Consider the following 25,544-nt stretch of genomic DNA (forward strand, 5'->3'; position numbering starts at 1 on the left):
ACGTTCGATGCGACATACCCACAACACGCTGTCCGAGGAGATCCGGTCACAGGTGATCGAGATCCTCAACCATCACCTCGCTGCCGCGATCGACCTGCAGGCGCAGGTCAAGCAGGCGCACTGGAACGTGCGCGGCCCCGGTTTCATCGCCGTGCACGAACTGTTCGACAAGGTGGCCGCCGCCGTTGGTGACTACGGTGACATGATCGCCGAGCGGGTCGGCGCACTCGGCGGCAAGGCGGAGGGCACGCTGCCGGTGGCGCTGGCGAACAGCTTCCTCCTGCCGTATGAAGTGGGCATCGCCGACGTGAAGCAGCACGTGTTCGCCGTCGCGAGCGCGCTGGCCGCGTTCGGGCAGTCGGCGCGCGAGGCCATCGACACGGTGGATGACGCCGGCGACAAGGTCACGGCCGACCTCTTCACGGAAGTCGTGCGCGGACTCGACGAGCAGATCTGGTTCGTCGAGTCGCACATCCTCACCGACTGACGCTGCATCCGGCGCCGGCGCCTGCAGCTGCGGGCGCCGGTTCCACGCCGGCGCCCGCGCGCGCCATCCGCTCAGTGCCGGACGATGGCCGCCGGATTCGCCGCGAGCCAGCCATCGATGCGCACCTGCCACTCGGCCAGCATCGCCCCGAACGCCGCCGCGGTGAACTCGTCCAGGTACTTGACACCGGCCGGCGTCAGCGCCGTGAGGTCGTACGCGACGTCGGCCGTCGTGGTGGTGGCGGTTGCCGCCGTGCAGCGCACCTCCACGAACCCGAAGCGGCTGGCCGGCGTGACGCGCGCATAACGCACACGTTGCTGGCCCGGCTCCCAGTCGCAGCAGGCCCAGAGCGTCAGCTCGTCGGCCTCGCCGGTGCGGAAGACCATCCCGGCTGCCGTACGGCCGTCCGCCGGCCGGATGAACTGCGGCGCCCACCCCGGCACCCAGGCGCACTCGCCGAGCGGGGTGAACATGGGGAAGACGCGTTCGACCGGGCCGTCGAGCACGATCTGCGCCGCACGGCGCACGTGAACATCCATCGTCGGCTCACTCCGGGGGATGGGGGATGGCGGCGCCGGGGAGGAGGGGCGTCGACGCCTGCCGCGGTGGCGCGTGAGCTACTGCGCCGCCGGCGTGCCCGCGCGAACGAGGACGCGGCCGGGATGGGCACCGGTGGTCTTCGCGTTCCACCACACGGCACGCCCGTTCACCCACACGCCGGCGATCCCCGTCGAGACGCGGTGCGGCTCGGCGGGGGTCGCATGATCCGCGACGGTGGCCGGATCGAAGAGCACGAGATCGGCGAACGCCCCGGGCACCAGCGTGCCGCGGCGCGCGATGCCCATGTGCGCCGCGGCCAGGCCCGTCATGCGATGCACGGCCGTCTCGAGCGGGATCACCTTCCCGTCGCGCACGTAGCGCGCCAGCACGCGCGGGAACGCACCATAGCCGCGGGGGTGCGAGCCGTTCATCGCGCCGTCGGAGCTGATGTTCGTGTGCGGCCAGCGCAGCAGCGCCGCGATGTCGTCCTCGGACATGCTGGTGGCCACGACGCTCTCACTGGTCTCGTCGCTCTCCGGGTGCGCCTTCTCCCAGGCCTCCGCCTCCGCGATCAGGCCCATGAGCGTCGACGCCGGATCCTCGCGGCGCAACACCGCAAGCTGCGCGATGGTCTTTCCGCGGTACGCCGGGTTCGCGGCGTAGGCCCCGATGAGCAGCCCCTCCGGCTTCGCGATCTCGCGCAGGATCTTCTCCGCCTCCGTGCGATTGGTGAAGTCACGCTTCGGGAAGAGCACCGTGAGCGTGGAGTGCCAGTACGGGTACGGATACAGGTCCGCGGTCACGTCCACGCCGCTGGCGCGCGCGGCGTCGAGGATGCGGAACAGGCTGTCGGTGCGTCCCCACAGCGGCAGCATGCCGAGCTTGACGTGACTGACCTGCACCGGGAGCTTCGCATCGCGGCCGATCGTCACCACCTCGTCGATGGCATCCCAGAACCAGCGGTCCTCGCTGCGGATGTGGCTGATGTAGCGCCCGCCGGCGGCGGCCGTCACCTTCGCGAGCTGCAGCACTTCGCTGCGGTCCGAGTAGATGCCCGGGTCGTACTCGAGGCCCGTGGAGAGCCCGAGCGCCCCCGCATCCAGTTCGCGGCGCAGCAGCACGGCCATGGCGTCCACCTCGGACGGTGTCGCGACACGCCGGAACGCGGTGTCCATGACCGCCCCGCGGATCGTGCCGTGACCGGCGTACCAGGCGACGTTCACCGCCGCCGGGGCGGCCCGGAGGGAGTCCATGGCCGCCGCGAGTGGCATCGGGTGACCGCCGTCCTGCCCGCCGACGAGGGTCGTGATGCCCTGGCTCACCACCGGCAGGGCGTCGGGGATGCTCCGCAGGCTGGAGGTGTGGTGGCTGTGGGTGTCGATGAACCCGGGCGCGAGGACCAGCCCGTGACCGTCGATCACCGAGTCACCGGCCGCCGGGGTGACCTCCCCGAGGGCCACGATGGTATCGCCGACCATGCGGAGGGCGCCGGGGCGGGGGGGCGCGCCGGTGCCGTCCAGGATGCGGACGTTCACGAAGGTGGTGCCGGGGGTGGCCGGGGTGGCCGGACCGGCACAGGCGGTGAGTGCGGCAGCGAGGAGGGCGAGGGGGATCGCCGGGCGGGCGCCCCAGGGCGGCGTGGTCATCCGCCGAACATGGGTCCGCGGCGCCGCGGCAGCAATCGCGGCACCCCGGGCATTGACCCGGGGCATGGTCCGGCCTAGCTTGTCAAGGTCAGAACTCGGCAAGTGACCTCCGCGGCAGCGGTGGTCCACCCTTCGGCCCTCGCCCTGCGAGGTGTGCTGCTGGAGTCCATTGCAACGGGCACACCCCCTTGGGTGGGCCTCGCGGCGTGGTCTTCATCCCCGAAGACCATGCCGTTCTTGTTTTCCGCTTTCCCCGTTTTCCGGAGCACGTCCTATTCAGGATCCGACCAAGCGAGTGCGCGTCAACCGGCAGATTCGTATCTCCCCGGTTCGCGTCATCGCCCCAGACGGCGCCCAGCTCGGCATCATGGAAGTGGATGCCGCCCTGGCTTCTGCAGTCGAACAGGGCCTCGATCTGGTCGAGGTGGCTCCACTCGCACGACCGCCCGTGGTCCGCATCATGGACTATGGCAAGTACAAGTTCGAGATGGCCAAGCAGGCGCGCGTTGCGAAGAAGAAGCAACACGTGATCCTGCTGAAGGAAGTGAAGTACCGACCGGGGATCGAGGAGCACGACTTCGAGACGAAGACGCGCCACGCCCGCCGGTTCCTGGAGGAAGGCAACAAGGTGAAGGTCACGCTGATGTTCCGTGGCCGGCAGATCGCCCACCCGGAACTCGGGAAGGCGGTCGTCGACCGGGTCGCCCAGCAACTCACTGACATTGCCAAGGTCGAGACGGACGCCAAGCTGGAAGGCAAGGCGCTGACCATGATCCTGGCGCCACGATAGCACGAAGGGAGACCCATGCCGAAGATGAAGACCCACACCGGCGCTGCGAAGCGCTTCTCCGTCACCGGGACGGGGAAGGTGAAGCGCCGGAAGGCCTACAAGAGCCACATCCTGACCAAGAAGTCCCAGAAGCGGAAGCGCAACCTCCGTAAGGGCACCACCATCGAAACCAACGGGGAGGCGAAGCGCATGCGTCGTCTCATCCAGGCCTAAGGAGGAACCGAGATGCCTCGCGTACGCAGTAATCCGGTCCGCCTGAAGCGGAAGAAGCAGATCATGAAGGCCGCGCGTGGTGCATTCGGCGCGCGCAGCAAGACGTGGAAGGCCGCCAAGGAGACCGTCGAGCGTGGCTGGCGCTATGCCTACCGCGACCGCAAGAACAAGAAGCGCGAGTTCCGCCGCCTCTGGATCATGCGCATCAACGCCGCGGCCCGGCAGCACGACATGTCCTACAGCGTGTTCATCAACGGCCTCGAGAAGTCGGGCATCGAGATCGATCGCAAGATCCTCGCGGAGCTCGCCGTGAACGATCCGGCCGCCTTTGCCGCGATCGCCGAGCAGGTCCGCACCGCGCTCGCGGCGGCGTGACGGCTGGCCGGGTTTGCTCCCGGCATCCTGATCCGCTTGCTTCGTGCGGCGGCAGTGCGACCTCGCGTCCGCTGCCGCCGTTTGCGTTTCCGAATCACTCAATCAGAATCAAGTGCCGGTAACGACCCTAGGGGAATTCATTGAGCGCGCTGTCACGCTAGAAGTTGAGGGCAAGCACCTCATCGACAGAGCCGTGAGCATGGCTGAATTGCGCGAAGTAAGGACGAGACTGCTTGGTCGAAAGCACGGTTCGCTCACGTCGCTTCTTGCTCTGCTCCCCAACTTGCCGATCGAGGATCGGCGAGCGGCTGGCGCTGTGCTGAACACTACCAAAGTGCTCTTCGAATCGAAGATCGCGTGGCAGGAACAGAGACTCGACGTGACTGAAGACGCGTCGCGCCCACACGACCTTACCATGCCCGGCCGCGAGGCCTGGCGCGGTGCCATCCACCCCGTCTCCGCCGTCATCGACGAGATCTCCGCGATCTTCCGCGAACTGGGCTTCACCATCGCCCTCGGCCCCGAGGCCGAGACGGAGTGGTACAACTTCGGTGCCCTGAACTTCCCGCCCGACCACCCGGCGATGGAAGCGCACGACACACTGTACCTCGGCGACGACACGCTCCTCCGCACGCACACCTCGCCGGTGCAGGTCCGCACGCTCCAGACCTACACGCCACCCGTCCGCATCCTCTGCCCGGGCAACGTCTACCGCCGCGACTTCTTCGACGCCACCCACGCACCGAGCTTCATGCAGATCGAGGGCCTCTGCATCGACGAGGGCGTCAGCTTCGTGGACCTCAAGGCCACCCTCAGCGAGTTCGCCCGCCGCTTCTATTCCGGCTCCAGCACGGTGCGCCTTCGCCCGAGCTTCTTCCCGTTCGTGGAACCCGGCGCCGAGATGGACGTGGCCGTGGACCTCGGCGACGGGAAGGGCACCCGCTGGGTCGAGATCCTCGGCTGCGGCATGGTGCATCCCAACGTGCTCGATGCCGCCGGCATCGACAGCGAGAAGTACAGCGGCTGGGCCTTCGGCATGGGCCCCGCCCGCATCGCGATGTCCCGCCACAAGCTCCCCGACATCCGCCTCCTCTACGATTCCGACGTCCGCTTCCTGGAGCAGTTCGCCCGATGATCGTCTCGCACGCATGGCTGCGCGCCTTCGCACCACATGACCGGAGCGCGCACGAGATCGGCGAACTGCTCAACGACCACACCGTCACCCTCGACGGCCTCGTGTCGCGACGCAGCGACATCGCGCCGATCGTCGTCGGACTGGTCGTCGAGCAGGCACCACATCCCGACTCCGACCACCTGTCGATCACCAGGGTGGACGATGGCAGCGGCACCCTGCTGGACGTGGTCTGCGGCGCGCCGAACGTGACCGCCGGCGTGAAGTACCCGTTCGCCCGCAGCGGCACGACCATGCCCGACGGCCTCGTGATCCAGAAGCGGAAGATCCGCGGGCACACCTCGAACGGCATGCTCTGCTCGGCGCGCGAGCTCAAGCTCGGCATCGAACACGACGGCATTCTCGCCCTCACCACCGACGCCGCCCCGGGCACGCCCATCCTCGACGTGCTCGGCGAGGTGGGTGATTCCCAGCTCGAGCTGGACGTGCTGCCGAACCGCCCCGACCTGCTCTCGCACCGCGGGCTGGCGCGTGAGGTGAGCGCGCTGCTCGGCGTGCCGATGGCGTGGGCCGACCTCGACACCGCCGCCCGCGACGCGATCGCCGCGCTGCCCATCGCGCGCGGCGACACCAGTGCCAGCGCCGACGGCGTCACCATCCGCCTCGAGGAGGTGCAGGGCTGCCCGCGGTACACCGGCATCGTCATCCGCGGCGTGACCGTCGGGCCAAGCCCCGACTGGCTGCGCGAGCGCATCGAGGCCGCCGGCTCCCGCTCCATCAGCAACGTGGTGGATGCCACCAACTACGTGCTGCTCGGCCTCGGCCAGCCGGTGCACGCGTTCGACCTCGCGACGCTGGAGGCACACACGATCGTGGTGCGTCCCACGCGCGAGGGCGAGTCGCTCGTGACGCTGGATGGCACCACGCGCGCCATCCCCGCCGGCACCACCGTGATCTGCGATGGCGCGCGCCCGGTGGCGCTGGCCGGCGTCATGGGTGGTCGCGACAGCGAGGTGACGGACGCCACCACCGACATCCTGCTGGAAGTGGCCAACTTCGATGCGCGGTTCGTGCGGCGCGTGCGGCGCGCGCTGAACCTGAGCACCGATGCGAGCTACCGCTACGAGCGCGGCATCGACGACGCCGCCTCGGCGGAGGTGGCGCTGCACGCGGCGGCACTGATCACGCGGGTGGCCGGTGGCACGGTCACCGCGAACATCGCCGTCGGCACCTCTGTCGCCTCTCGCGCGGCCGTCCCGCTGCGGGTTTCGCGCGTGGCGCACCTGCTCGGTGATCCGGTGCCGGCCGAGGACGTCGCGCGGATCCTGCGGTCGCTGGGGTGCACCGTGAACGCGGAATCGGCCGACCTGATGCACGTCTCGCCGCCGTCCTGGCGCCAGGACCTGCTGCTCGAGGTGGACCTGATCGAGGAAGTCGTGCGCATGCGCGGCTTCGACACCGTCAGCGATGAGCTGCGTGCGTTCCGGCCCGGCACCGTGCCCGACCATCCGCTGCACCTGGCGGAGCTGCGCGTGCGCGAGCACCTCATCGGCCTCGGGCTGCTCGAGACGCGCCCGATGCCGTTCACCCGGGATCCCGCGTCGGGGGTCCGGGTGTCGAACCCGCTCGCCGAGGATGAGCCGTTCCTGCGCGCGTCGCTGCTCGACACCCTGGCCCGGCGCGCGGAATACAACCTGAACCGGATGGAAGGCGACGTGCGCCTGTTCGAGGTGGGGCACGCCTTCCTGCCCGCAGCGGATCGGCTCCCCCTCGAGGAGGTGCGCGTGGCCGCGCTGCTCCTGGGCCGTCGCCGCCCGCCGCACTTCACCGAACCCGATCCGTCGCCCTTCGACGCCTGGGACGTGAAGGCGCTGGCGGCGTCACTGGCATCGGCGGCGTTTCCCGGTGAGCCGGTCTCGCTCGTGCCTGTCACGGAAACCGAGACCCTCTGGCGTGTCGAGGTCGGCGGGCGCAGCATTGGCAGTGCACGCCACGTGACGCTGGACAAGCCCGTGTGGGCGGCCGAGGCATTCGGCGTCGAGCTGACGCTGGGCGTGATGCCGTCTGCCGATGTGGCGCCGGTGGGGCACCATGCGCCGCCCGGTGCCGGCATCAGGTCGCCTTCGGTGCCCCACGTCGTGTATCGTTCCATTCCCGTGATGCCGGCGGCGGGTTTCGACCTTGCGCTCCTGCTCACTTCTGGCGTGAGTGCTGCGGATGTCGAGGCCGTGATCCGGCGCGAGAGCGGCGAATTGCTGGAATCCGTGCAGGTGTTCGATGAGTACCGGGGGAAGGAACTGCCCGAGGGTGTGCGCAGCGTGGGGTGGCGGCTGCGGTTCCGCCATCCGGAGCGGACCCTCCGGGACAAGGAGCTCGAGGGCCGTCGGGGCAAGCTCGTCACCGTCTTGCAGCGTGAACTGGGGGTAACCGTCCGTGGCTGAACGTCGTGGTCTCGTGATCGATGCGGCAGGTGAGATTGCCGCCCTCGTGACAGCACTGGGAGAGGAGCTGGCCACGTTCCGGCAGCGGGCGCTGAAGTCCGAGGCTCGCGTCCGCGAGCTCGAGGCGGCGGGCGGCGCCGACGCCGTCGAGCTCGTGAAGCGGATCGCGGAGCTGGAGGGCGAGAACGCGGCGCTGCAGGCGCGCATCGCCAGCGCGTCGGAGCGCACCGAGGACTTGCTGGACCGGGTGCGGTTCACCCGGCAGCAGCAGGAAAGCGCCGGGGAGGTGCGATGAGCTACAACCCGGTGAAGGTCACGGTGGCGGGTGAGGAGGTCACCATCCGTTCCGAGCAGCCCCCCGAGCACTCGCGGGCGGTGGCCGAACACGTGGATGCCTCCATCCGGCGCATCCAGCTCCAGTCTCCCCTGGTGGACACGGGGAAGGCGGCGATCCTCGTCGCGCTCCAGATCGCTGACGAGCTCTTCCGTACGCGCGGCGACGCCGAAGCAGGCACGGAACGCCTGGAGCAGACGATGGAGGAGATCCGCCGGATGCTGCCTCCAGCCAAGCGCTCGATCGGACGATGACGGGCGAACCCCGGTCATCCGTTGCCTGACGCGGATCGGCCCGGTACCTTCGATCTGTCACCCGATGCGCACGTAGGTGTGTGTCCCCGCTTGGGTTAGCCGTGTTCACCGCACGCCATTCGGCCTGCGGCACGACACCGCCGGCTCACCGTGGACCGATCCGTCTGTGCGGCATCGCCGGGGCTCCCAAAGACCGCGGCTCGCCCGCGCTGGAGATATAGATCGTGTCGCAGACCTTGATCACGGCCGCACTGGGCGTACTCGCCTTCGTTGCGGCCGGTTTGTCGTTCGTGCTGGGACGGAAGCAGGGTTCGGGCGCCGAACTCTCACGCCAGCAAGCTGCCCGCACCACGGCGGACGAGGAGCGTCGCCGGCTGATCGGTGAGGGGGAGCGGGAGGCCGAGTCACTGCGCAAGGCCGCAGTGCTGACCGGCAAGGAAGAGGTGATGAAGCAGCGCGAGAGCTGGGAAGTCGAGGTGCGCAAGCGCCGCGACGACCTTGCCAGCGAGGAGCGCAAGCTCGTCGAGCGGGAGACGGGGCTGGAGCGGCGCGCCGAGGCGGTGGAGACGCGGGACCGGGAGCTGGGAAAGCGCGCCAGCGAGATGGGGCGCCGCGAGAAGGTGGTCGCCGACCGTCAGGCCGAGCTCGACCAGCTCCTCGCCAGCGAGCGCAGCCGTCTCGAGGGTCTGGCCGGCCTCACCGCCGCCGAGGCGAAGCAGGAGCTGATCAAGCGGCTGGAGGAGGAGGCCCACGCGGACGCCGCCAACCGGTTGCGCGAGATCCGCGAGTCGGCCCGTCGCAACGCCGATCGCGAGGCGAAGAAGATCGTGGCGCTCGCGATCCAGCGGATCGCCGCCGAGCACACCGCGGAGACCACGGTGTCGGCGGTGTCGCTCCCGAATGATGAGATGAAGGGGCGCATCATCGGCCGCGAGGGCCGGAACATCCGCGCCTTCGAACTGGCGACCGGTGTGGACGTGATCGTCGACGACACCCCGGACACGGTGGTGGTGAGCTGCTTCGATCCGGTGCGTCGCGAGGTTGGCCGCCTGGCACTCGAGAAGCTGGTGGCGGACGGCCGCATTCATCCGGGCCGGATCGAGGAAGTGGTCGCGAAGTCGAAGAAGGAGGTGGAGGTCGCCATCGTCGAGACCGGCGAGACCGCGGCCTACGAGGCTGGTGTGGCCGGCCTCCACCCCGAGATCATCAAGCTCATCGGTCGCATGAAGTGGCGGACAAGCTATGGGCAGAACATCCTCTCCCATTCGGTCGAGGTGGCGTGGCTGGCGGGCATCATGGCGGCGGAGCTGGGGCTGGACGTCGCCATGACCAAGCGGGCGGCGCTGCTCCACGACATCGGCAAGGTGCTCACGCATGAGCACGAGGGCACCCACGTACAGCTCGGCGTCGAGGTGGCCACCCGCTACGGCGAGAACCCGCTGGTGGTGAACGCGATCGCGGCCCACCATGACGACGTGCCGCACGAGACGGAGATGAGCGTGCTGGTGCAGGCCGCCGACGCCATCAGCGGGTCCCGCCCGGGTGCCCGGCGCGAGGCGTTCGAGACCTACGTCAAGCGGCTCGAGGGGATCGAGAAGATCGCGTCGAGTTACCGTGGCGTGGAGCGGGTGTTCGCGATCCAGGCCGGTCGCGAGGTGCGCGTGATCGTGACACCCGACCAGGTCGACGACGTGCGCATGCAGACGCTCACGGAGGAGATCGCGCGGCGCATCGAGGCCGAGCTCCAGTACCCGGGCCAGATCCGGGTCGTCGCGATCCGTGAGACCCGCACGGTGGACTATGCCCGCTGAGCTGCTGGACGGCATCGCCGTCGGGCGTGCCATCCGCGACGAGGTCGCGGCCGGGGTGCTGGTCCAGACGGCGCGCGGCGTGGTACCGGGCCTGGCCGTCGTGCTGGTGGGTGAGGACCCCGCCAGCACGGTGTACGTGCGCAACAAGGGGCGGGCGTGCGAGGAGGCGGGCATGCATTCCGTGACCATCCGCCTGCCCGGCACGGCGACGCAGGCCGATCTGCTGGCGGTGGTCGACCAGCTCAATGCGGACCCGGCGATCCACGGGATGCTGGTGCAGATGCCGCTGCCGCCGCAGTGCGACGCCCAGGCGGTCATCCGCCGCATCGATCCTGCGAAGGACGTGGACGGTTTCCATCCCATCAACGCCGGCAAGCTGATCATCGGTGAGACCGATGGGTTCGCCCCGTGCACGCCGGCCGGCGTGATCGAGCTCCTGAAGCGGTACGAGGTACCGACGGCCGGTGCCGAGGTGGTGATCATCGGACGCTCGAACATCGTGGGGAAGCCGATGGCGAGCCTGCTGGTGCAACCCGGCGTGGACGCGACCGTGACGATCTGCCACAGCCGCACGCGCGACCTGCCGGCGCACACGCGCCGGGCCGACATCCTGGTCGCCGCCATCGGCCGGCCGAAGTTCGTCACCGCGGCGATGGTGAAGCCCGGGGCCACCGTGATCGACGTCGGGATCAATCGCGTCGACGAGCCGCGCGCGAAGCACGGCTACATCCTCGCCGGCGACGTGGACTTCGCGGCCGTGCGCGAGGTGGCCGGCCGCCTCACGCCGGTGCCGGGTGGCGTCGGCCCGCTCACCATCGCGATGCTGCTGAAGAGCACCCTCGTGGCGGCCTCGCGGGTGCCGGCCGCGTGAGCGGCATGCAGAACTGGTTCGATGAGCCGGCGCCCGCCGCGTATCCGGGGGAGTCGCCGGACACGGCGCTCGCCATCGCGACGCTGACCCGCGCCGCGAAGGACGTGATCGAGGGTGCCTTCACGGCGCTCTGGGTGCGCGGCGAGATCAGCGACTTCAAGGCCCATCGCAACGGGCACTGGTACTTCTCGCTCCGCGATGCGGATGCGCGCGTGCGCTGCGTGATGTGGCGCGGCGACACGCAGCGCGCGCCGACCCGGCCGTCGGATGGGATGCTGGTCACGGCGCTCGGCCAGATGACGGTCTATGCCGCCGGTGGCGACCTCCAGCTCCGCGTCACGCGGCTCGGCGCCGAGGGAGATGGCCTCTGGCGGAAGGCGCTCGACGAGACGCTCGCGCGGCTCCGTGCCGACGGGCTGCTCGACGAGGAGCGGAAGCGCCCGGTGCCGCTCCTGCCGCGGGTCGTGGCCGTGGTGACGAGTCCGGACGGCGCAGCGCTGCAGGACATCCGCGCGGTCGCGGCCCGTCGCTTTCCGGCGGTGCAGCTCGTGCTGGTGCCGGCCAAGGTCCAGGGCGACGGCACCGCGGATGAACTGGTGCGCGCGATGGAGCGCATCGCGCGGTGGGGCGGTGCGGATGTCGTGATCATCGGCCGCGGCGGCGGCGCCCGCGAGGACCTGTGGGCCTTCAACGACGAGCGGGTCGCGCGCGCGGTGGCCGCGTGCGCGGTGCCGGTGATCTCCGCGGTGGGGCATGAGGTCGATACGACCGTCGTCGACCTCGTGGCTGACCTGCGCGCGCCAACGCCGTCCGCCGCTGCGGAAGCGGCGGTGCCGGACCGCGAGTCGCTGCTGCGCGAGGCGGAGTCGCTCCGTACCCGGCTCGAATCGGCGGCGCGACGCGCGCTGCAGCGCCGGCGGCAGGCGGTGGCTGGCGTGGGCGGGCGCTTCGCGGCGGGCGCTCGCGGGCTGGGCGCGCTGGAATCGGCACGCCTGCGTGCCCTTGGCACTGCGATGGCCACGCACTCACAGCGGTTGGTGCAGCGACGACGCGTGCAGCTCGACGGCCTCCGGCCGGTGCTGACTGCGTTTCCCGCCACCGGGCTGGCCCCGCGCCATGCGGTCGTCGAGGCGCTCGCCGGGCGACTGGACGCGCTCAGCCCGCTCGCCACGCTCGGGCGGGGCTATGCGGTGGCGCGCTCGCTCGAAGGGGTGGCGCTGGCGAGCGTGGCCGACTTCCCGCCCGGGCGTGCCTTCGACGTGTTGCTCGCCGACGGTGCCGTGCGTGCCACCAGCTCGGCTCGCCGCTCTGGCGCGCCTCTGGAAGCCGTGACAGGATTGCAGGAGGGGGAGACCTGATGACGTATGAGGAGTCGGTCCTGCGGTTGCAGGCCATCGTGAGCGAACTCGAGGGCGACCGCCTGCCGCTGGCGCAGGCGCTGGCGCTCTTCGAGGAAGGGGTGGCCCGGCTTCGTGAAGCCACGGCCGCCCTCGCCGACGCCGACACCCGGGTCCAGACACTGGTCGAATCCATCGATGGGAGCCTGAGCATTGCTGACCAGCGAAGCTGAAGCCCCGGACCTGACGTTCCGTGCCGAGCGCGCCGCGGTGGCGACGGCACTGACGGGTTTCTGTGACCGCTATCTCGCGGACGCCCCCGGGGCCGTGGGCGCCGCGATCCGGTACAGCCTCCTGGGCGAGGGCAAGCGGTTGCGCGCGGTGCTCGTGAGTGCGGCCTACACCGCCGCCGGCGGGCAGGGCGACGTGAGCGCGCTCGCGGCGGCGGTCGAGGTGGTCCACGCGTACTCGCTGGTGCATGACGACCTGCCGTGCATGGATGACGATGACATGCGACGCGGGCGTCCCACGACGCACATCGTCTACGGCGTGTCCGTGGCCACGGCGGCCGGCCTCGCGATGGTCCCGCTTGCCGCCCGCACGGCCGCCACGGCCAGCCGCGACCTGGGGCTGGCACCGGCGGTGGTCACGGCGATCGTGCGCGAGCTGATGGGCGCTGCGGGCGGTGCCGGCATGATCGGCGGGCAGCTGCTCGACCTGGAGGGGGAAGGGCGCCCGCTCGCACTGACGGACCTCGAGCGGATCCATCGCCTGAAGACCGGCGCCCTCATCACCGCCTCGGTGCGTCTCGGCGGGCTCGCCGCCGGCGCCTCGGACGCCCAGATGGCGGCGTTCACGCGCTACGGCGATGCGATCGGCCTCGCGTTCCAGATCGCCGACGACGTGCTCGACGTGACCGCGACGACCGACCAGCTCGGAAAGACCGCCGGACGTGACATCGCGCTCGCCAAGTCCACCTATCCCGCGCTGCTCGGGATCGATGGAGCGGTGGCCCGTGCGGAGGCGTTGGTGGAGGAAGGGTGCACGGCGCTGCAGTCCAGCGGCCTGCTGACCCCGCAGCTCGAGCATCTCGCACGGTACTTCGTCACCCGGCAGTCGTGACGATGCAGTCTTCTCGCTGGACCGCCATGCAGGGCCGAGAGGCCGCGCCGCGGTGCACACCCCATTTTGGAGCCTGAAATGTCCATCCTCGACCGAGTGAAGTCTCCCGCCGACCTGAAGGGGTTGTCGCGCGACGAGCTCCGGACGTTGTCCGCGGAGATGCGGGCGTTCCTGATCGACAACTGTTCGCGCACCGGCGGCCACATCGGGGCCGGACTCGGCGTGGTCGAGCTGAGCGTTGCATTGCACGCCGTGCTCGACACGCCGGTGGACCAGCTGGTCTGGGACGTGGGACACCAGGGCTATCCGCACAAGCTGCTCACGGGCCGGCGCGACGAGTTCAGGACGCTGCGCCAGGAGGACGGCATGTCCGGCTTCCTCAAGCGCACCGAGAGTGAGTACGACACCTTCGGCGCCGGCCATGCGGCGACCGCCGTCTCCGCCGCCTACGGCATGGCGGTGGGCCGCGACCTCAATGGCGAGCACTTCAAGGTGGCGGCGATCCTCGGTGACGGCGCACTCTCCTGCGGCCTGGCGTACGAGGGACTCAACAACGCCGGCAGCTCCGACCGCGACATCATCATCATCCTGAACGACAACGAGATGTCCATCGCCCCGAACGTCGGCGCGATGCACAAGTACCTCGTGAGCGTGCAGCGCAACCCGCTCTACAACCGCGTGCGCAGCGCCGTCGGCGACATCGTCGACAACGCGCCGGGCCCGATCGGCACGCTGGTGCGGAAGTGGGAGGAGAGCGTGAAGAGCTTCCTCACGCCGGGCGTGCTGTTCGAGGAGCTGGGCTTCCGGTACTTCGGCCCGATCGACGGCCACGACATGGACGCGCTGATGGACACGCTCACCGCCGTGCGCGACCTGAAGACGCCACGCCTGGTGCACGTCATCACGCAGAAGGGGAAGGGTTTCCCGGCCGGCGAGCACGGCGAGAAGTGGCACGCCCTCCCGCCGGGGCACGACCCCGCCACGGGCAAGCAGCGCACGGCGTCCACCGCCAACCCGGCCTACACGGCCATCTTCGGCCAGGGGCTGGCCGACCTGATGACGGAGCATGCCGAGGTGGCGGCGATCACGGCGGCCATGCCAAGCGGCACCGGCATCGGCACCGTCGGCAAGGCACACCCGGCGCGCACCTTCGACGTCGGCATCGCCGAGGGCCACGCCGTGACGTTCGCGGCCGGCCTCGCCACGCGCGGCATCAAGCCGGTGGTCGCGATCTACTCCACCTTCCTGCAGCGCGCGTACGACAACGTGATCCACGACTGCGCCATCCAGCACCTGCCGGTGGTGTTCGCCATGGACCGCGCCGGCTTCGTGGGTGAGGACGGCGAGACGCACATGGGGCTGTACGACATCGCCTACATGCTGACCATCCCGTACATGACGGTCACCGCCCCGAAGGACGCGACCGAGATGCTCGCGTTGCTGCGCACGGGCGTGGAACAGAACGAGGGGCCGTTCTCGCTGCGCTACCCGCGTGATGCCGCCCCCGACACCGTGCCGCCGATGTCCACCATCGCGCCCATCGCCCACGGCACCTGGGACGTGCTGCGCCGCGGCAGCGAGTTCGCGATCCTCGCGGTGGGCACGATGGTCAACGAGTCGCTCGCCGCCGCCGAGGCGCTGGCGGCGGAGGGGATCAACGTCACCGTGGTGAACTGCCGCTACCTCAAGCCGTACGATGCCCTCACGCTCTCCGCGCTGCTCGCCGACCACCGCCAGCTGCTGGTGGTGGAGGAAGGGACGGTGGTGAACGGATTCGGCGCCTACATGGCCCAGGTGGTGTCGAAGATCGACGCGTCCGTGCGCGTCACGGCGCACGGCATTCCCGACCGCTTCATCTACGCCGCGTCACGGCAGCGGCAGCTCGCCATGTGCGGGCTGGATGCGACGGGCATCGCCGACAAGGTCCGCTCGCTCCACGAAACCGAAGCGCTGGCCGGGTGACCATCCGTCTCGGCGTCATCGGGCACCGCGGGTACGAGGGGCTCCAGGATGTGCTGGCCGAGCTGCAGCGCCTGTCGCCGCCGCTCGGCCTGTCACTGTTCGTGGAACGCGGCCTGGTGGACGATCCGCGCGATGCCGCGCCACTGACGGAGGAGACCCCGCTCGACCTGCTCCTCACGATGGGCGGCGACGGCACCTTCCTCCGTGGCGCGCGCTTCCTGCGTGGCCGGCAGATCCCGATCGCCGGGCTCAACCTCGGCCGCCTCGGGTTCCTGACGTCGGGGTCGCGCGAGCACCTCGAGCGCAGCCTGCGCTGCATCGCCGCGGCGGGCTACGTCGTGGAGCGCCGCATGGCGCTCGAGGCGCACGTCACGGACGCCGGCGGACGCGTGCACTACGGCTGGCGTGCCGTGAACGACGTCGTGCTGCACAAGGGTGGCTTCGCGCGCGTGCTCCAGCTGCGCGCCACCGTGGATGGGGAGGAGGTCGCGCGCTACTCCGCCGACGGCGTGATCGCCGCCACCCCCACGGGGTCCACCGCCTACTCGCTCTCGGCTGGCGGGCCCGTGATCGTCCCGACCGTCGAGTCGATCCTGCTGACGCCCGTCTCGCCGCACACGCTCGCGATGCGCCCGGTGGTGCTGCCGCCGACCGCGAAGCTCACGCTCGAGGTGCTCCGCGAGGCGACCGAACTGCTCATCACGGTGGACGGGCAGGTTGGCGCGACCTTCGGCGCCGGCGAGACCCTGCATGTGCAGCGCTCCGCCGACCCGGTGCTGATCGCGCGGCTGGACGACGCGAGCTTCTTCTTCACGCGCCTGCGGGACAAGCTCGGCTGGGGCGGTCTGGCCGACCGCGACTAGGAGCGCCGGGTCGTGCTGCTGGAACTCCGGATCCGCGACCTCGCCATCATCCGCCAGGTGTCGCTGCCACTCGCCGCCGGCTTCAACGTGCTGAGCGGCGAGACGGGTGCCGGCAAGTCGATCATCGTCGGCGCGCTGACCGTGCTCCTGGGTGAGCGGGCCAGTGCCGACATGATCCGGCCGGGCGCCGAGCGGGCCACGGTCGAGGGCGTGTTCGATGTCGCCTCGCAACGCGACGTCCTCGATGCGCTCGACGAGCGGGGACTCGAGCACGAGGATGGGGTGCTGGTGCTGCGTCGCGAGATCGCGCCGGGCCGTGCGCGGGCGTGGGTGAACGGCACGCCGGTCACGGCGGCGGTGCTGGGGGCGATCGGCCGGCTGCTGGTGACCGTGCATGGCCAGCACGAGGCGCACACGCTGATGGACGCGACGGCGCAACGCCGCTGGCTCGACACCGCCGCCGGCGCACTGGGCACCGCCCGTGACGTGGTCGCGCGCCACGCGGACGTGGCCGCGGCGCAGGCGGCGATCGCCGAGCACCACACGCGGCAGCGCGAGGCAGCCCAGCGCGCCGACTACCTGCGACATGTCGTCGACGAGATCGACAGGGCGCAGTTGTCCCCGGGCGAGGACGAGCGGCTCACCGAGGAACTGCAGCGGCTCGAGCACGCGGGTGAGTTGCGGGCGCTGGCCGCACAGGTGGTGCAACGACTCGACGGCGGCGAGGATGACGACAGCGGCCTGCTGCACCAGGTTGGTGCCGTGCAGCGCCTGCTGTCACAGCTCCGCCGCATCGATGCCGGCACCGAGCGGCTGGCCCAGCTCGGTGACGAGGCGGCCTACGCGCTGGAAGAGCTGATGCGCGACGCCGACGTGTACGCCGCCGGCGTGGAGCTTGACCCGGAGCGGCTGGCCGAGGCACAGCGCCGCCGTGACGTGGTCTTCCGCCTGCTGAAGAAGTACGGCCCGACCGCCGCCGACGTGCTGGCACAGGCCGAGGCGGCGCGCGACGGATTGCGCCTGGTGGACGACGCCGACGTGGCGCTGCGGCGGCTCGAGGACACGCTCCGCGCCGCACGCGATGGCTTCGTCCGGTCCGCATCCGCGCTCAGCGAGGCACGGCACCGCACGGCGCAGGCACTCGGTGACACCGTCACCACGCAGCTGCCGGCACTCGGGCTTCCCGAGGGGCGCTTCGTCGTCGCCCTCACGCCCCGCGACGAACCCGGTCCGTCCGGGAACGAGGAGGTGGAGTTCCGCGTGGCACTCAACGCCGGCCATGAGGCGCGGCCACTTGCGCGCGTGGCGAGCGGCGGTGAGCTCTCGCGCGTGATGCTCGCGCTCGCGAGCACGCAGGCTGCGAAGGACAGCGTGCCGACGCTGGTGTTCGACGAGATCGACGCGGGAATCGGCGGGCGGGTGGGGCAGCAGGTGGGCGACGCCCTGCGCGCGCTCGCAGCCCGGCACCAGGTGTTCGCGATCACCCACCTCGCGCAACTGGCGTCACGCGCGCACCACCAGATCGTGGTGGAGAAGGGGACGGCCGACGGCGTCACGTCCACCGATGTGCGGGTGGTGACGGGCAGTGAGCGGGCGCGGGAGGTCTCGCGCATGCTCGGCGGCGACCCGCTCAGCCCGGTGGGCATTGCGCACGCCGAGGAATTGCTGCGCGGCGCCGGCGACATGACACCCGGCACGTCACCGCCCCGCGGGCGCCCAACGAAGAAGCGCTGATCCGTCAGGACCTCGGGTAGAAGCGCAGCTGGAACTGGTGGACCGAGATCTTCTGGATGAGCCCACCGCGACCGGCGACGGTGCGTGAGTTGAAGTACTGCACCTCGATCGGCAGCCGGGTCCTGCCGCGTGCGCGAGTGGCCATGGTGGAGTAGGTGAAGCCCCAGCCGAGGCGCTGCTCCGAGCCGCCGGTCTGCGCATCGAGCGTGCTGGCGTCCAGCGGCAGCGGCGCATCGAGGCCGCTGAGCGTGACCGGCACCAGGTAGGTGCCGGTGTGGCGGTCCTCGCCCTTGTGCCGGAAGAGGTACTGCGCGGCGAATGCGAAGTTGTCGCTCACCACCCAGCGCGGCGTGAACTCCACTTCAAGCACGTCACCGAGGTTCCGGTCCACGACCTGCTGCCGGTACGCCGGCGCCCACACATCCTCCGGGGTGCCGGTGATGCGCCGGACCGGCTGGTCGGGGAGCTGCATGGTGTAACGCCCCACCACCGAGCCGAAGAAGCGGCGACCGTACAGCACATCGGTGAAGGAGCGCACCTCGACGTCGTTCTGGCCGTCGCCCGTGCCGACATCGAGGAAATGGTCAGGGGCATCGATGGTGCCCGTACCGGCGCGGAACGCGGCGCCGACACTCTGGCGCAGGCTCAGTCCGCGCGGCAGGAAGCGGGTGGTGTCACTGCCACCGAACGCATCGAAGAGGCGGAACTTGGCGCCGATCTCGATGTCGCCGATGCCCTGGCGGGTGATGGTCCGGATCGGCTGCACGAGCAGGCCGAGGGTCGAGTCGGACGTTACTCGCAGCAGCGTCGCGGGCGTGAAGGCCGGCGCCCGTGTCGGGCCGGCTGCATTCAGCGCCGTCACGCCCAGCGCCGCGTATTGAGAGCGGAAGGTGCTGATGCGATTCCGGATTGCGGAATCCGCCGCGCCGCCGACGGACGGCACGACGACTGCCCCGCGGTTCGGGAGGCTGCCGTACAGCACGGTGAACGCGTCCAGGAACGCCGTCGTGCCGGCCGTGATGGTCGGCCCGTTCGCGAGGATGGTTGGGCACTGCGCGTTGAACGCCGGGTCGGCGGTGCACTGGCCGATCAGGGTCGACAGCTGGCTCGCGGCCGAGTTGAGTTCGCTCACGAGGGTGCCATTGGTGGTCGAGGCGGAATCGCGCACGCCCGCAGTGCCTGAGCGAATGGGGTTCACGCCGACGTTCCCGCCTGGCGTTCCGCCGTTGATGTTCAGGCTTGCCTCGTTGCGGGCACTCACCAGGGGCACCATCACGCTGACCTGGAGCCGGCTGGTGATACCGGCTTCGAGCAGGATCGGCGTCACCTGCGTCCGCACACTGGACGAGAGCTGGGTGCGCCCGAGGTTGAGCGTGAAGGCGTTGTTGCCGGTGAGCGTGCGGAGGGCGGCCTGTGCGGACGCCAGTCCCGGGAACTGCGCGACGCCGAGCGTGTCGCTGGAGAAGTCGATCCCGAGCGGCTCGAGCGCACCGTCTGCGCGACCGGCCGTGCCGCGGCCGTAGCGATGGCTGGCATCCGTGATCGAGGTGCCAAGCACCACCCGCACCGTCCGCCGCGAGAGCGTGAGGGCATCGTCACCCGGGCCGCGGAGGGGCTGGGCCACGGCCTGTCCGGCGGCGGATGCCAGCATCGCCAGCAGCGTGCACGCGAGCGCACCCGTTCGCATATGTTCTGTTCTCTCGGGCAAGGGTCATCCACGCGGTGGCCGGCGCGCGAGTGGTGCCACTGCCGTGGTCATCCAGCCGTCGAGCCGATACCGGCCAATTTACTCCCGTCCACCGCATGGACCGCATCCCGCTCCCGATCGTTCCCTGGCAGCTCACCGGCAACCACTGGCTGGCGCTGCCGTGCATCCACCCGGCGACGGGTGCGATCCACCGGCTGAGTGTCCTGCACCGCGGTGCACGCGCCGCACTCGAGTTCGTGGCCGCCGCCCCCGCCGGATCCACCAGCGAGTCCTCCGGTGATGCGCCGTTGCTGCGCCCGGTGCTGACCGTCGACGGTGAGACCGTGGCACTCGGCGCCGCCGGCATGGCATGGGAGCGGGCTCTCGGCTGGCTGCCGACGTTCACCTGCACCCCCGGCGCACTGCTGATCCGCGGGATGGTGTTCTGCCCGTTCGGGCGCGACGCCGACATGGCGGGCGCCGTGTACACCTTCGCGATCGAGAACCGCGGCACCAAGGCCCGGGCGGTGTCCCTCGCACTGGTGGGGGAGGGCGGCGCGCTGGTGCCCCGGGTGCGCCGCGCGCGTCCCCCGGCCGGACGCCTGCAGGCCGCCATCGCCGATGGGGTCGTGGTGCTCGACCCGGGCGTCACGCCGGGCCTCGCCGCCTTCGCGCTGGCGGCCGATGGCGAGGGCGAGGTGCATGCCGGTGCCGACGGCGCCACGCGCATCGCGCGCACCGTGACGATCCAGCCTGGCGCGCGTGAGGAGCTGGCCTTCTACATCGCCGCCGGCCCGGAGCGTGACGGCGCGATCGCCACCTCGGCCGCGATGAAGCGCCGCGGCTGGCAGTGGTTGCTGGCCGCGACCCGCGACGCGCTCAGCGCACTGCAGCAGGCCACCGGCAGCGAATCGCTCGACCGGCTCGTGAACCAGAACCTGCTCTTCGCGTACTTTTACGCCGTCGGACGCGCGCTCGACGACGCACACTTCTACATCATGCGGACGCGCGTGCCCTGGCACTCGGCCGGCGTCACGATGCGCGACTGGGATGCGCTGATGATGACCCTCCCCGCGGTGCAGCTCGCGGATCCGGGGCTGGCGCGCGAGCTGCTGCTGCGCATGTGCGAACTGCACGGCTACGCCCCCGGACGCGGCACCCACTACTTCGACGGCACGATGTTCGAGCCCGCGTTCTCGCTCGAGGGCGCCGCCGCGTACGTGCTGGCCGTGGATCGGTATGCCGCCGAGGCGAAGGACGAGCAGATCGTCGACGACCCCGTGCTCGCCGACACGCTCTACCTCGTCAACGACGAACTGGCGGAGCGGCGGCATCCGGACCTTGCGCTGTATTCCACCGAGGTCACGCTCTCGGGAAGTGTGGCACCGTTGCCGTACACGGCACACGGCAACGCCGTCGTGGCGCTGGCGCTTGACATCCTCCGTCGCACCCTCGACGAGGAGACGGCGCGCGACGTGCCCGACGGCGAGGCCGTGCGGGCCGCGCTGCAGCGCAGCTTCGAGCGCAGCGAGGCGGGTAAGCGGTTGCTCTGCACAGCACTGGACCTGTCCGGCAGCGAGTCGCGGCAGGACGACGCCGTCGGATCGGTGCTCTGGCTGCCCCTCTACGGTGCCATCGCACCCGATGATGCCGTCTTCCGCCGCACCGCCCGCGCACACGCCACACCCGCGAACGCGCTCAGCACGATCCTGGCGCGACTCTGTGGACCGGACAGCGTGCAGGTGCTCGAATGGTTGCGTCGCGCCCCGCTGGATGGTGGCGTGGCCGCGGAGTTCGTCGACGCAGAGGGGCGCGCGACGGCGAACGGTGGCGATGCCGCGCTGGCCGGCCTGCTGGCGGCCACCGTGTGCAGCATGACGCGCCAGCAGGATCCCGGGGAGGGGTGAGGAACCACCCGCCGCACACCGGCGCAGCCACCGGCTGCACCGGTGTGCTTGTCGGGCCAGACGTCCCCGCCTACCTTTCCGTGCATGCGGGAATAGCTCAGTTGGTAGAGCACAACCTTGCCAAGGTTGGGGTCGCGGGTTCGAGTCCCGTTTCCCGCTCTGATGTCACGACGCGCGGTTCCCATCCGGGGACCGCGCGTCGTGCATCCGGCCCGGGCCAGGCCGCATGCCCCACCGCCGCGGGCGGATGGTATGCCCTGGGGCCAATCGTGCAACGCCCGCACAGGCCGCAGCTTTCGGGGTGCAGGACGGCGCCGTGCATGCAGCACGCTGCCGGGACCTGTGACTCTCAGTGAGGTCCGCACCATGCCCACACGCCCGAAGCCGGAAGACGAGGAGAACATCCGCCAGCAGCCGGAGGCCGCGGATGTCGCGAGCTACGTCGCGAATTCGAGCGACGAACTGCTGACGCGGCCCGCCGAGGAGGACAATCCGTTTGCGGTGTCGTCCGAGGATGGCCAGGGTGACCGGGACATCGACCTCGACACCGAGCAGATGGTGGTGGATCCGGCCTCGCCGGACAGTGCGCGCCGCCGCCGTCCCACGGGTGGCGCACTCCCCGATCCCGACGCACCCGAGCGCGCCTGACGGTCAGGGGAGTCCGCGATCGCCCGTGGCTATCCTTGGTGGATGACGCCACACGGCACCGACACCCCTCGGCAGCACCAGGCCCCGGACGCATTCATCCGCATCCGGGGCGCACGCGAGCACAACCTGCAGAACGTCGACGTCGACATCCCGCGGGATGCGCTGGTCGTGTTCTCGGGGGTGTCCGGCTCGGGCAAGTCCTCGCTGGCATTCGGCACGGTCTTCGCCGAGGCGCAGCACCGGTTCCTCGATTCCGTGGCGCCGTACGCGCGTCGGCTCTTCGACCAGGTGGGCGTGCCCGATGTGGACTCGATCGACGGGCTGCCGCCCGCCGTCGCGCTGCAGCAACAGCGTGGCGCGCCGAGTGTCCGCTCCTCGGTCGGCAGCGTCACCACGATCGGCGCGCTCCTGCGCATGCTGTACTCGCGCGCAGGCCGGTATCCGGCCCGGCAGCCGATGTTGCACGCCGAGGACTTCTCGCCCAACACCCCGCAGGGCGCCTGCCCGGGGTGCCACGGGCTCGGCACCACCTACGACGCCACCGAGGCGTCGATGGTGCCGGATCCGTCGCTCACCATCCGGGAGCGTGCGATCGCGGCCTGGCCGCTGGCGTGGCAGGGGCAGAACCTGCGCGACATCCTCGTCTCGCTCGGCCACGATGTGGATGTGCCGTGGCGGGAGCTGCCGAAGAAGACGCGGCACTGGATCCTCTTCACGCACCAGCAGCCGGTCGTCCCGGTCTACGCGGGGTTCACGCCGGCCGAGACGCGCGCGGCACTGAAACGCAAACTCGAGCCCAGCTACATGGGGACGTTCGAGGGCGCGAAGGACTACCTCCTCCGGACCTTCGCCACCACCCAGAGTGCGTTGATGAAGAAGCGCGTGTCGCGCTACCTGACCGGCGCCCCGTGCACCACGTGCCACGGGCGGCGGCTGAAGCGCGAGGCGCTCGAGGTGACGTTCGCCGGGCTCGACATCGGCTCGCTGTCGCAGCGGACACTGGGTGAGGTGGCGGCACTCCTGCGGCCGGCCGCAGCCCACGATGACGCGAGCCAGGCCGGCGACGGTGAGGAGAAGCGCATCGTGGCGCAGCGCATCGCGCACGACGTCATCGCGCGCATCACCACACTGGAGTCGCTCGGACTCGGCTACCTCTCGCTGGAACGCACCACCACCACCCTGTCGGCTGGCGAGTTGCAGCGGCTGCGGCTCGCGACGCAGATCCGGTCGAACCTCTTCGGCGTTGTCTACGTGCTCGACGAGCCGTCGGCCGGCCTGCACCCCGCCGACAACGAGGCACTCTTCGACGCGCTGCAGGACCTGAAGCGGGCGGGGAACACCGTGTTCGTGGTGGAACACGACCTGACGATCATGCGACGCGCGGACTGGCTGGTGGATGTGGGCCCGGATGGTGGCACGGGTGGTGGCCGCGTGCTCCACAGCGGCCCGCCCGAGGGATTGCGCCGCGTACCCGGGTCACGCACGGCCCCGTTCCTGTTCGATCGCGTGGAGCGGTCCCCGCGCGCGCTGCGCGTGCCGACACGCTGGCTGGTGCTGGAGGGCATCACGCGCAACAGCCTCGACACGCTCGACGTGCGCCTCCCGCTCGGTGTGCTGACGATGGTCACCGGGATCTCGGGTTCGGGCAAGTCGAGCCTCGTGAGCCAGGCACTCGTGGACCTCGTCGGTGAGCGGCTGGGGCACGACGAGCCTGCACCCTCCGCCGACGCCGGTCCGGACGACGAGGACCCACGCGTCGCGACGCGAACCCGCGGCCGCATCGCGTCCGGCGGCGAGTTCGTGCGACGGCTGGTGCAGGTGGACCAGAAACCGATCGGCCGCACACCACGCTCCAACCTCGCCACCTACACCGGCTTGTTCGACCACGTGCGGAAGCTGTTCGCCGGCACCCGTGCCGCGAAGGCTCGGCGCTACGACGCCGGCCGATTCTCGTTCAACATGGTGCCCGGTCGCTGCCCCACCTGCGAGGGGGAGGGCTTCGTGAGCGTCGAGCTGCTGTTCCTGGCGTCGGTCTATGCGCCGTGCCAGACCTGCCACGGCGCGCGATACAATCCGGAGACGCTCGCGGTGCGGTGGAACGACCGTAGCATCGCGGAAGTCCTGCAGCTGACCGTCAGCGACGCACTGCCGTTCTTCGGCGGCGAGGCGAACATCACCCGCGCGTTGTCCCTCCTCCAGGACATCGGGCTCGGCTACCTGCGGCTGGGACAGCCGGCCACCGAACTCTCCGGCGGTGAGGCGCAGCGCATCAAGCTCGTGACCGAGTTGCAGCGCGCGCAGCGGCGCGACACGCTGTACGTGCTGGACGAACCGAGCACCGGCCTGCACCCCGTGGACGTCGACCGGCTCATGGTGCAGCTGCACGGGCTGGTGGATTCGGGCAACACCGTCATCGTGGTGGAGCACGACATGCGCATCGTGGCGCAGAGCGACTGGCTGCTCGACATGGGCCCGGGCGCCGGTGCGGCGGGCGGGCGGATCGTGGCCGAGGGTGCGCCCGCCGCAGTGGCTGCGGCGGGTGCGGGCAGGACGGCGGAATACCTGCGTCGCTGGATCGGGAACGCGCCGGGCTGAGTGCGCGGCCCGCGTCAGTCCGCGCCGCCGACGATGGCTCCCAGCGATTGTGCGAGCTGGATCGCCTGGTCGAAGTCGAGGCGGACACCACGGAGGTTCAGCGCCGCGAGGTTCACCCGCGACAGCACCGCCCCGCGCAGGTCGGCCCCCGCCAGGTTCGCCTTGTCGAAGTTCACGCCCGTGAGCTCGGCCCCCCTGAAGTTCACGTTGCCCAGGTCACAGCCATAGAAGTCTGCGTCGGCGAGGCGCACGCGGGAGAAGTCGACGCCGCGAAGTGTCTGGAGGCGGAGGTTCACGAACGACCAGTCGCCACCATCGATGACGAGGCCCGCGGTCTCGGCCTTCACGAAGCTGGCCCCGAGCAGCCGGCACTCGGTGAAGGTGGCCCCGAGCAGCGCCGCACCGTCGAAGCGGCAGTTCGCGAACGACGACGCCACGTGCGTGGATGCGCCGAGCCGTGCCCCCGTGAAATTGCAGCCGTCGAACCGGCAGTGGCGCGTCCGCAGCTCGACCAGGTGCGCGAAGGTGAACGAGCAGTCGGTGAAGGTGCAGTTCTCGAGGACGGCGTCCTCGAGATCGACGCCGTCGAAGACCGTCCCCGACTCCGACCGGTCCACCCATGTCTCGGCCACCATGTCCTCCGCATCGCTCGATCCCGGGCATGGTCACGCCATCGGCGTTGTGTCGCCGCGGCCTTCCCGTCGGCGGCAGTCTATCGATGGCGCGGCGTCCCGGCGAGGCGCAGGCGTGCGACCGGGAGCCGGTGGCGTCGCGGGCCGTCATGGCGCCGGCTAT

Annotated in this window: 23 protein-coding genes and 1 tRNA gene; 20 read left to right on the forward strand and 4 right to left on the reverse strand. The window is 70.5% G+C overall.

All coding sequences use genetic code 11. The features are described 5' to 3' along the window. Positions 1-7 precede the first annotated feature (7 nt). Complete coding sequence (gene dps / locus IT355_10395) at positions 8-487, forward strand: DNA starvation/stationary phase protection protein Dps (protein ID MCC7053668.1); 480 nt, start codon at positions 8-10, stop codon at positions 485-487. Between the two features lie 71 nt (positions 488-558). Here the strand turns inward: dps and IT355_10400 are convergent, their stop codons facing one another. Together IT355_10400 and IT355_10405 are read right to left on the reverse strand one after the other, a co-directional pair. Continuing rightward, a complete protein-coding gene (locus IT355_10400) occupies positions 559-1,026 on the reverse strand; it encodes a hypothetical protein (protein ID MCC7053669.1) in 468 nt (155 codons plus the stop codon). A 78-nt stretch (positions 1,027-1,104) separates the two neighbouring features. Continuing rightward, complete coding sequence (locus tag IT355_10405; GenBank protein MCC7053670.1) at positions 1,105-2,673, reverse strand: amidohydrolase family protein; 1,569 nt, start codon at positions 2,671-2,673, stop codon at positions 1,105-1,107. A gap of 169 nt (positions 2,674-2,842) precedes the next feature. On the opposite strand from IT355_10405, the gene IT355_10410 reads away from it, so the two are divergent. From IT355_10410 to recN, 15 genes are all read left to right on the forward strand, one after another. Continuing rightward, the gene (locus IT355_10410; GenBank protein ID MCC7053671.1) at positions 2,843-3,463 is read left to right on the forward strand and encodes a translation initiation factor IF-3; all 621 of its coding nucleotides are present in this window, start codon (positions 2,843-2,845) and stop codon (positions 3,461-3,463) included. A 15-nt stretch (positions 3,464-3,478) separates the two neighbouring features. Then, the gene (gene rpmI, locus IT355_10415; GenBank protein MCC7053672.1) at positions 3,479-3,676 is read left to right on the forward strand and encodes a 50S ribosomal protein L35; all 198 of its coding nucleotides are present in this window, start codon (positions 3,479-3,481) and stop codon (positions 3,674-3,676) included. Between the two features lie 12 nt (positions 3,677-3,688). Further along, positions 3,689-4,051 (forward strand): 50S ribosomal protein L20, encoded by a 363-nt coding sequence (rplT, locus tag IT355_10420; protein ID MCC7053673.1) that lies wholly within the window; start codon positions 3,689-3,691, stop codon positions 4,049-4,051. 199 nt (positions 4,052-4,250) lie between these two features. Continuing rightward, on the forward strand, positions 4,251-5,186 hold the full coding sequence (gene pheS / locus IT355_10425; GenBank protein MCC7053674.1) for a phenylalanine--tRNA ligase subunit alpha: 936 nt from the start codon (positions 4,251-4,253) through the stop codon (positions 5,184-5,186). Beyond that, positions 5,183-7,624: a phenylalanine--tRNA ligase subunit beta gene (locus IT355_10430; protein MCC7053675.1), complete on the forward strand. Its 2,442-nt coding sequence runs from the start codon at positions 5,183-5,185 to the stop codon at positions 7,622-7,624. Before pheS ends, IT355_10430 begins: the two co-directional genes overlap by 4 nt. Further along, positions 7,617-7,919: a hypothetical protein gene (locus IT355_10435; GenBank protein ID MCC7053676.1), complete on the forward strand. Its 303-nt coding sequence runs from the start codon at positions 7,617-7,619 to the stop codon at positions 7,917-7,919. Before IT355_10430 ends, IT355_10435 begins: the two co-directional genes overlap by 8 nt. Then, positions 7,916-8,212, forward strand: a complete 297-nt coding sequence (locus IT355_10440) for a cell division protein ZapA (protein MCC7053677.1) — start codon at positions 7,916-7,918, stop codon at positions 8,210-8,212. Before IT355_10435 ends, IT355_10440 begins: the two co-directional genes overlap by 4 nt. A 224-nt stretch (positions 8,213-8,436) precedes the next feature. Further along, complete coding sequence (rny, locus tag IT355_10445; protein ID MCC7053678.1) at positions 8,437-10,023, forward strand: ribonuclease Y; 1,587 nt, start codon at positions 8,437-8,439, stop codon at positions 10,021-10,023. Then, positions 10,013-10,894 carry a bifunctional 5,10-methylene-tetrahydrofolate dehydrogenase/5,10-methylene-tetrahydrofolate cyclohydrolase gene (locus IT355_10450; GenBank protein MCC7053679.1) on the forward strand — a complete coding sequence of 294 codons (882 nt, stop codon included), beginning with the start codon at positions 10,013-10,015 and terminating at the stop codon, positions 10,892-10,894. The genes rny and IT355_10450 overlap by 11 nt, the downstream gene beginning before the upstream one ends. Next, positions 10,891-12,252, forward strand: a complete 1,362-nt coding sequence (xseA, locus tag IT355_10455) for an exodeoxyribonuclease VII large subunit (protein ID MCC7053680.1) — start codon at positions 10,891-10,893, stop codon at positions 12,250-12,252. The genes IT355_10450 and xseA overlap by 4 nt, the downstream gene beginning before the upstream one ends. Then, positions 12,252-12,464: an exodeoxyribonuclease VII small subunit gene (gene xseB, locus IT355_10460; GenBank protein ID MCC7053681.1), complete on the forward strand. Its 213-nt coding sequence runs from the start codon at positions 12,252-12,254 to the stop codon at positions 12,462-12,464. Before xseA ends, xseB begins: the two co-directional genes overlap by 1 nt. Continuing rightward, positions 12,445-13,353 (forward strand): polyprenyl synthetase family protein, encoded by a 909-nt coding sequence (locus IT355_10465; protein MCC7053682.1) that lies wholly within the window; start codon positions 12,445-12,447, stop codon positions 13,351-13,353. Before xseB ends, IT355_10465 begins: the two co-directional genes overlap by 20 nt. Before the next feature lie 78 nt (positions 13,354-13,431). Beyond that, complete coding sequence (locus IT355_10470; GenBank protein ID MCC7053683.1) at positions 13,432-15,315, forward strand: 1-deoxy-D-xylulose-5-phosphate synthase; 1,884 nt, start codon at positions 13,432-13,434, stop codon at positions 15,313-15,315. After that, positions 15,312-16,178: an NAD(+)/NADH kinase gene (locus IT355_10475; GenBank protein ID MCC7053684.1), complete on the forward strand. Its 867-nt coding sequence runs from the start codon at positions 15,312-15,314 to the stop codon at positions 16,176-16,178. Before IT355_10470 ends, IT355_10475 begins: the two co-directional genes overlap by 4 nt. Before the next feature lie 12 nt (positions 16,179-16,190). After that, positions 16,191-17,912 (forward strand): DNA repair protein RecN, encoded by a 1,722-nt coding sequence (recN, locus tag IT355_10480; protein MCC7053685.1) that lies wholly within the window; start codon positions 16,191-16,193, stop codon positions 17,910-17,912. Between the two features lie 4 nt (positions 17,913-17,916). Here recN and IT355_10485 read toward each other — a convergent pair whose 3' ends face one another. Continuing rightward, the gene (locus IT355_10485) at positions 17,917-19,599 is read right to left on the reverse strand and encodes a hypothetical protein (GenBank protein ID MCC7053686.1); all 1,683 of its coding nucleotides are present in this window, start codon (positions 19,597-19,599) and stop codon (positions 17,917-17,919) included. A 116-nt stretch (positions 19,600-19,715) separates the two neighbouring features. Between IT355_10485 and IT355_10490 the strand changes: the two genes are divergently transcribed. From IT355_10490 to IT355_10505, 4 genes are all read left to right on the forward strand, one after another. Continuing rightward, on the forward strand, positions 19,716-21,506 hold the full coding sequence (locus IT355_10490) for a hypothetical protein (protein ID MCC7053687.1): 1,791 nt from the start codon (positions 19,716-19,718) through the stop codon (positions 21,504-21,506). Positions 21,507-21,592: 86 nt separating this feature from the next. Beyond that, positions 21,593-21,665: transfer RNA gene (locus IT355_10495), tRNA-Gly, on the forward strand. Between the two features lie 207 nt (positions 21,666-21,872). Then, positions 21,873-22,154, forward strand: a complete 282-nt coding sequence (locus tag IT355_10500) for a hypothetical protein (protein MCC7053688.1) — start codon at positions 21,873-21,875, stop codon at positions 22,152-22,154. Between the two features lie 42 nt (positions 22,155-22,196). After that, positions 22,197-24,749, forward strand: a complete 2,553-nt coding sequence (locus tag IT355_10505) for an excinuclease ABC subunit UvrA (GenBank protein MCC7053689.1) — start codon at positions 22,197-22,199, stop codon at positions 24,747-24,749. A gap of 14 nt (positions 24,750-24,763) precedes the next feature. Here IT355_10505 and IT355_10510 read toward each other — a convergent pair whose 3' ends face one another. Beyond that, a complete protein-coding gene (locus IT355_10510) occupies positions 24,764-25,384 on the reverse strand; it encodes a pentapeptide repeat-containing protein (GenBank protein ID MCC7053690.1) in 621 nt (206 codons plus the stop codon). Between the last annotated feature and the right edge of the window lie 160 nt (positions 25,385-25,544).

It is taken from the genome of Gemmatimonadaceae bacterium (assembly GCA_020851035.1).
In the GTDB taxonomy this organism is placed as follows: domain Bacteria; phylum Gemmatimonadota; class Gemmatimonadetes; order Gemmatimonadales; family Gemmatimonadaceae; genus JACMLX01.

Excerpts from the sequence above, each read along its gene's own strand:
- dps (MCC7053668.1), top strand. The coding sequence starts at position 8 with ATGCGACATACCCACAACACGCTGTCCGAGGAGATCCGGTCACAGGTG.
- IT355_10400 (MCC7053669.1), bottom strand. The coding sequence starts at position 1,026 with ATGGATGTTCACGTGCGCCGTGCGGCGCAGATCGTGCTCGACGGCCCG.
- IT355_10405 (MCC7053670.1), bottom strand. The coding sequence starts at position 2,673 with ATGACCACGCCGCCCTGGGGCGCCCGCCCGGCGATCCCCCTCGCCCTC.
- rpmI (MCC7053672.1), top strand. The coding sequence starts at position 3,479 with ATGCCGAAGATGAAGACCCACACCGGCGCTGCGAAGCGCTTCTCCGTC.
- rplT (MCC7053673.1), top strand. The coding sequence starts at position 3,689 with ATGCCTCGCGTACGCAGTAATCCGGTCCGCCTGAAGCGGAAGAAGCAG.
- pheS (MCC7053674.1), top strand. The coding sequence starts at position 4,251 with ATGGCTGAATTGCGCGAAGTAAGGACGAGACTGCTTGGTCGAAAGCAC.
- IT355_10430 (MCC7053675.1), top strand. The coding sequence starts at position 5,183 with ATGATCGTCTCGCACGCATGGCTGCGCGCCTTCGCACCACATGACCGG.
- IT355_10440 (MCC7053677.1), top strand. The coding sequence starts at position 7,916 with ATGAGCTACAACCCGGTGAAGGTCACGGTGGCGGGTGAGGAGGTCACC.
- IT355_10450 (MCC7053679.1), top strand. The coding sequence starts at position 10,013 with ATGCCCGCTGAGCTGCTGGACGGCATCGCCGTCGGGCGTGCCATCCGC.
- xseB (MCC7053681.1), top strand. The coding sequence starts at position 12,252 with ATGACGTATGAGGAGTCGGTCCTGCGGTTGCAGGCCATCGTGAGCGAA.
- IT355_10470 (MCC7053683.1), top strand. The coding sequence starts at position 13,432 with ATGTCCATCCTCGACCGAGTGAAGTCTCCCGCCGACCTGAAGGGGTTG.
- IT355_10485 (MCC7053686.1), bottom strand. The coding sequence starts at position 19,599 with ATGCGAACGGGTGCGCTCGCGTGCACGCTGCTGGCGATGCTGGCATCC.
- IT355_10490 (MCC7053687.1), top strand. The coding sequence starts at position 19,716 with ATGGACCGCATCCCGCTCCCGATCGTTCCCTGGCAGCTCACCGGCAAC.
- IT355_10500 (MCC7053688.1), top strand. The coding sequence starts at position 21,873 with ATGCCCACACGCCCGAAGCCGGAAGACGAGGAGAACATCCGCCAGCAG.
- IT355_10505 (MCC7053689.1), top strand. The coding sequence starts at position 22,197 with ATGACGCCACACGGCACCGACACCCCTCGGCAGCACCAGGCCCCGGAC.
- IT355_10510 (MCC7053690.1), bottom strand. The coding sequence starts at position 25,384 with ATGGTGGCCGAGACATGGGTGGACCGGTCGGAGTCGGGGACGGTCTTC.